Here is a 6,545-nt window from a genome sequence, read left to right on the forward strand (position 1 = left end):
CCGACAGGTAGTGCCCGGCCATCCGCTCCACCGTCTCCCGGTCGAACAGCTCCGATGCATAGAGAAGCGTCGCCTCCACGCTGCCGTCCTCGAGTTCCAGCGTCTGCAGCGTCAGCTCGAACTGCGCGTCCTCTTCCTCGAAGTCCAGTCGCTGCACCGATACGCCCGGCCACTCGGCCAGCGAACGATGGTCGCGCCGGACATGGTTGAACATCACCTGGAACAGCGGGTTTGCGCTGAGGCTGCGTTCGGGCCGCAACGCCCCGACCAGTTGCTCGAACGGCAGGTCCTGGTGCGTCTGCGCACCGATCGCCGTGTCGCGCGTCTGCACGAACAACTCTGCCAGCGTCATGCGCGCATCGATACGCGCACGCAGCACCTGCGTGTTGACGAAGAACCCCACGACGCCCGCCGTCTCCGCCCGGTTGCGGTTGGCAATGGGCACGCCGACGCGCGCATCGGTCTGCCCCGTGTGCCGGAACAGCAGCGCATTGAAACCAGCGAGCAACGCCATGAACAGCGTCGCGCCCTGCCCCTGGGCCTGCTGGCGCAGGCGTGCGACGGTATCGGCCGGCAACGCGACCGTGACGCGCGCCGAGCCATAGCGGCCATCGGCCTTGCGCGGCCGGTCGGTGTGCAGGGAGATCACCGGCTGCTCGGTGCCAAGGTGATCGCGCCACCACGCGAGCTGGCGTTCGCCCTCTCCGCTTTCGAGCCACTGGTTCTGCCAGACGGCGTAGTCGGCGTACTGCACAGGCAGCGCGGGCTGGGCCATCGGACGCCCCCGCACACGTGCTGCGTACTGCGCAGCCAGTTCGTCCAGCGTGAGCTGCACGGACCATCCGTCGGACACGATATGGTGCATCACGACCAGCAACCGATGCGCCTGCGCACCGGTCTTCAGCAGCACGGTGCGCATCAGCGGGCCGCGCGTGAGGTCGAAGGGCTCGGTGCGAATGCCGCGCACCTCATGCTCGATGGCGGCCTCGCGGGCCTCGGCCTCCAACGTGCTCAGGTCGATGCAGGGCAGCGCGACCGGCAGGGTATCCAGAATGACCTGCTCCACTTCGCCATCGCCTTCCTCACGGAAGACGGTGCGCAGCGACTCGTGTCGGTCGACCAGCGCCTGCACGCTCGCGCGCAGGGCCTCGACATCCAGATTCCCCGAGAGCGCCAGGCCGCCGCTCAGGTGATAGGCCGTGCGGGCCGGGTCCAGCTTCCACAGGAACCACTGGCGGCGCTGGGCGAAGGACAGCGGTGCCCGCTCTTTCTGCGGACGCGGGGGAATGGCGCTTTCGGTTTCGCGCGTGCCGGCCACGTGCGCGCCGCGCAGCCGCTCTTTCAGCCTGGCGCGTTGTTCGGCGCTCAGGCTGGCGCGGCGTGCGGAGATATCCTGGATTTCGGGCATTGCGGTGCTTGTTTCAGACGGTGGCGGCATCGGCCGGGGCTTTGCTCTTGCTGCTTTCGCCGTTCTCGATCTCTTCGATCAGGCGGGTCTCGACCAGCAGGGCCAGGTCGGCGATGGTTGGCGCCTTGAAGAAGGCGGCCGGGTGGAGTTCGATCTCGTAGGCCTTGCGCACGCGCGCCAGGATCTGGATGGCAAGCAGCGAATCGCCCCCCAGTTCGAACAGGTTGTCGTGGATGCCGACGGCGGTGATGCCCAGCATGTCCTGCCAGACCGCCGCGAGCCCGGTTTCGAGGTCGCCATCGGGCGCAACGTAGGGTGTGTCGAGTGCAGGGCGCGGATGGTTGCGGCGGCCGGCGCGCCCCGCATGGGCCAGGGGACCGGACTCGATCAGCTCGAGCATGCCGCTGTCGAGTTCGCCGAGGCGCTGCGCCAGGTCGGTCGTGGAGATCACCACCTGCGAGAACGCAGGGCCATTGACGATACGCTCCAGCACCAGTGCACCCTCCGGGCCATCCATGCCGACGCCTTCGGGCAACACCATGCCCGCTGCCATGCCGAGGTCGCGCCAGGCGTCCCAGTTGACAGAGAAGACGGCGTGGCGGGCGCTGCGCTGCACCTGTGCCGCCAGTGCATCGAGATACGCGTTGGCAGCGGCGTAGTCGCTCATGCCCAGGCCGCCGGCCATGGCGGAAATCGACGAACAGAAGAGCACGAAATCGAGTGCGTCCTCGCGCACCGCTTCGAGCAGCGCCTGCGTGCCGCGCAACTTGGGGGCGAACACGGCGTCGACCATGGCACGGGTGCGCTGGCCGATCATCCCGCTATTGGCATGGCCCGCGGCATGGATCACGCCGTGGATGGCGCCGAAGCGCGCCCGGGCCTGCGCGGCGGCTGCCTGCATCTGCGCCTCGTCGGCCACGTCTGCCGACAGCACGAGCACTTCGCCGCCCAGCGCCTCGAGTTCCAGCAGCTGCAGCAGCTTCCGGCGCAATGCCTCCGGCTGCTCGGGCGATGCGGCCAGCGATTCCCAGGCGCTGCGCTCCGGCAGCGGGGTGCGCCCGAACAGCACCAGCTTCGCCTGCCACGACTTCGCAAGGTGCCGCGCCACGGAGAGCCCGACGCCGCCGAGGCCGCCGGTGATCAGGTAGACGCCGTGCGTGCGCAGCCGCTGCTGCGGCCCGGCGCCCGGTGCCGGCAGGGCCAGCGGCTCATAGGCCTTCACCCAGCGATGCGGTCCGCGGTATGCCACCAGCGGTTCGTCATGACGCGCCGGCATGTCGGCCGCGAGCTGCTTCACCAGCCATGCCTCCGCGTCGCTGCCGGGCACGGGCAACACCACGTCGGTCACGCGGCAGTCGATGTGCGGATACTCCTGTCCGATCACCTTGGCCAGGCTGAACAGCGTGGCCTTCTCGGGGCACAGGGGCTCCAGCCCGCTGACATCCTCCATCTGGTTGGCGACGACCTGGATCACCAGCTTGCGTTCGCTGCCGCCCGACACGGCGTCCAGCGCCTGCGCGAGAGCCAGCAGGCTGAAGAAACCGCGCTCCAGAATCTGGTCCGACTGCGAAGGTGCCGCGAGTTCGTCGTCAACACCCCACAAGTGATGGATCTTCGAGACCGGTCCCAGCTCGGCCTGCACCTTGCGCAGCACCTGCTCGTGGTCGGCACGCTCACCCGGACGCACCGCGTAGTGGCGCGGGCTGATCTCCACGAAAGCCGGCCCATGTTCCGCCCAGACCACCGGGTGCGTGTCGGCATCCTGGTGCAGGTGGCGGATGAGGCTGTCCGTGAGGCTGCGTGTCTCGCCGAACACCAGCGTGCATGTGCCGGCCGGCGCAGGGGTCTGCACGGGCAGCAGCGGTTCGGTGCGCTTCCAGGTGGGCACGTAGAACGCGTCGGTCGGCGCGCCTGTCGTACCGGCCTTGGCACCGCCCTCGAAACTGCCCGCTTCGACCCAATACGACTGGCGCTGGAACGGATAGGTAGGCAGCGGTACCTGCCGACGCGGCTGGCCTGCGCGGCAGGCGGCCCAGTCGATCTCCACGCCGGCGCACCAGAGCGCGCCGGTGACGCTGGCCAGTTGCCGCTCGTTGCGGGCCTGCTGCTGCGGATGTGCCTGGCTGGCCCAGATGCCCGCGGCCGACACAGCCAGCGGATGCTGGCGCGCGAGCCCGGTCAGCGTTTCGCCAGGGCCCACTTCGAGCACGACTCGGCCGGGCGCCTCGAACAGCACGGCCAGCCCGTCGGCGAAGCGCACGGTACTGCGCAGATGGCTCCCCCAGTAGGCAGGGTCCACAGCCTGTTCAGCAGTGATCGGCTTGCCGGTGACGTTGGAGATGAACGGGATGCGCGGCGCATGGCGCGGCACCGACGCGACCACCTGCTGCAGTTCCGCCACGATGGACTCGGTCATGGCCGAGTGCGACGCAATGGCGACATGCAGGCGGCGCGGCAGCAGGCCGCGGGCGGACAGCTGCTTCTCGGCCGCCTCGACGGCCTGCAACGGCCCCGCGAGCACGCACAGCTGCTCGCCATTGATCGCCGCGATGTCGCAGCCGGCCTGGAGGAACGGTGCGAGCTCGGCCTCGGTCAGCGCGATGGCCGTCATCGCGCCGGCGGGCATCGACTGCATCAGGCGGCCGCGCGCGGTGACGATGCGCAGCGCGTCTTCCAGGTTGAACACGCCGGCCAGGCAGGCCGCCACGTATTCGCCGAGGCTGTGGCCCAGCATCACCGCGGGCTGCACGCCGCGCGCCATCCAGGCGCGGGCCATCGCGTACTCGACGATGAACAGCACCGGCTGCGTGTATTCGATGCACGACAGCTTGTGATCGGCTGCGGCTTCGGCACCGGCCGCCGGGTACAGCAGCTGGCGCAGGTCCATGCCCATCGCATCGTTCAGCAGAGCGCAGCAGCGGTCGACTTCGCCGCGAAACACCGGGTCGTCGCGGTACAGAGCCGCGCCCATGTTGGCGTGCTGCGTGCCGCCGCCGGGAAAAAGGAAGGCAACCTCGGGTGCGGTGGCTGGCGCGCGCATCACTTGCTCGAACCCGCCCTCGGACGACAGCAGTGTCTGTGCGGCCATGGCATTGCCGTTGGCGACGATGGCCGCGCGCAACGGCTGCGCACGACGGCCGCTCTGCAGCGTGTGCGCGATGTCTGCAAGCGACTGGTCGCTCGACGCTTCGAGATGGCGGCCCAGTTGCCGGCCGGCCTGCTGCAGCGCGGAAGCGTTCTGGGCCGACAGCGGCAGCACCTGCCAGCTGGACGATCCTTCGGCCGGTTTCACAGCCGGTGCCTCTTCGAGCACCACATGCACATTGGTACCGCCGATGCCGAACGAGCTGACGCCCGCCCGTCGCGGCGTGGTGCCCGCGGGCCATGCCTTGGTGGCGGCATTGACGTAGAACGGGCTCGCCGCGAAGTCGATCTGCGGATTGGGCCGTTCGAAATGCAGGCTCGCCGGCAGCGTCCTGTGCTTCAGCGCCATCACCGTCTTGATGAGGCCGGTGACGCCAGCCGCAGCATCGAGGTGGCCTACGTTGGTCTTGACGGAGCCGATGGCGCAGTACCCGGTGCGGCCTGAATCGGCATGGAAGGCCTGCGTCAGCGCGGCCAGTTCGATGGGGTCGCCGAGCACCGTGCCGGTGCCGTGCGTCTCGATGTAGCCCACGGATTCGGCGGGCACGCCGGCGATCAGCTGGGCAGCGCGGATGGCCTCGGCCTGCCCGTTCACGCTGGGCGCGGTGAAGCCGACCTTGTCGGCGCCGTCGTTGTTGGCGGCACTGCCCTTGATGACGGCGTGGATGGTGTCGCCGTCGCGCAGCGCGTCGTCGAGGCGCTTGAGCACCACGATGCCCGCGCCGCTGCCGATCACCGTGCCCGCGGCCTTCTCATCGAAGGCGCGGCAGTGGCCATCGGGCGAAAGAATGGCTCCGGCCTGGTAGAGGTATCCGTTGTCCTGCAGCAGGTTGAGCCACACGCCGCCGGCAAGTGCCATGTCGCAGTCGTAGCCCAGCAGCGACTGGCAGGCTGTGTGCACCGCGGCAAGCGAGGTCGAGCAGGCGGTCTGCACCGTGACGGCCGGGCCACGCAGGTTGAGCTTGTAGGCCACGCGGGTGCACAGCGATCCGCCGGAGTTGCCGCTCATCAGGCCCAGCAGGTCGGCGATGCCTCGCCCGTCACCCAGGCCGAACGCCGGCAGCAGGTGCCGCATGAGGTACAGGTTGGGGCCCTCGCCCGCGTAGACGCCGATCTTGCCCGGCCAGCTGTGCGCGTCGCAGCCGGCGTGCTCCAGCGCAGCCCACGCGCACTCCAGGAAGATGCGCTGCTGCGGATCGAGATACTCGGCCTCGCGCGGCGAGTAACCGAAGAAGCCGGCATCGAACTGGTCGAAGCCCTTGAACTGGACGCCCGCCTTCACATAGGCCGGATCGTCGAGCAGCTCCTGCGAAATTCCTCGGGCGCGCAGCTGCTCGTCGGTGAAGCCGGCGACGGACTCCACGCCGTCGCGGATGTTGCGCCAGAACGCGTCGACATCGTCGGCGCCCGGGAAGCGCCCCGCCATGCCGACGATGGCGATCTCGATGCCGGTAGTGGCGGCCGCATCGGCCTGCCCGGCCTGTTCGTTGATGGTGTTCATCAGTTGACTCTTTCCGCGGATTTGCGACGTTGAAGCAAGGCGGCGCGCTGGCGCAGCGCACGGTCGTCGCCGGCCGTGGGCGAAGACGCCGCGGGTTCGGCGGCGCCGCGCTCCATCCACTGGGCCAGCGAACCGACCGTGGGGTACTTGAAAAGCTGGACCAGGGCGACGGGAGTGCGCAGCCTGTCTTCGAGCAGGCGGTGCACGCGGACCAGCAGCAGAGAGTGCCCGCCGAGGTCGAAGAAGTTGTCATGGATGCCGACCTTCTCCATCTGCAGCACTTCGGCCCAGATGGCGGCGATGGTTTCGGCGATGGGGCCTTGCGGGGCCTCGTAGGGTTTGTCGCTGGTGATGGCGGGGACGGGGAGCGCCTTACGGTCCACCTTCCCGTTCGCGTTCAGCGGCAACGCCTGCAACTCCACGATCACGCTCGGAACCATGTAGTCCGGCAGCGCCTCGCCCAGCTTCTGCTTCAGGGCTGCCGTGTCGATG

The 6,545-nt window shown here is 69.0% G+C and carries 3 protein-coding genes; all 3 read right to left on the reverse strand.

Annotated elements, in window-relative coordinates; genetic code table 11:
* Positions 1–1,408 (reverse strand): condensation domain-containing protein (locus ACTJLF_RS34275; protein ID WP_440884855.1); only part of this gene is annotated, 1,408 nt, incomplete at its 3' end.
* A 13-nt stretch (positions 1,409–1,421) separates the two neighbouring features.
* On the reverse strand, positions 1,422–6,053 hold the full coding sequence (locus tag ACTJLF_RS34280; protein ID WP_440884856.1) for an SDR family NAD(P)-dependent oxidoreductase: 4,632 nt from the start codon (positions 6,051–6,053) through the stop codon (positions 1,422–1,424).
* Positions 6,053–6,545, reverse strand: a 493-nt coding sequence (locus ACTJLF_RS34285) for a phosphopantetheine-binding protein (protein WP_440884857.1), incomplete at its 5' end; no start/stop codon positions are given. The genes ACTJLF_RS34285 and ACTJLF_RS34280, both read right to left, overlap by 1 nt.

The sequence above is a fragment of the Variovorax sp. 22077 genome, assembly GCF_052044195.1.
In the GTDB taxonomy this organism is placed as follows: Bacteria; Pseudomonadota; Gammaproteobacteria; order Burkholderiales; family Burkholderiaceae_C; genus Variovorax; species Variovorax atrisoli.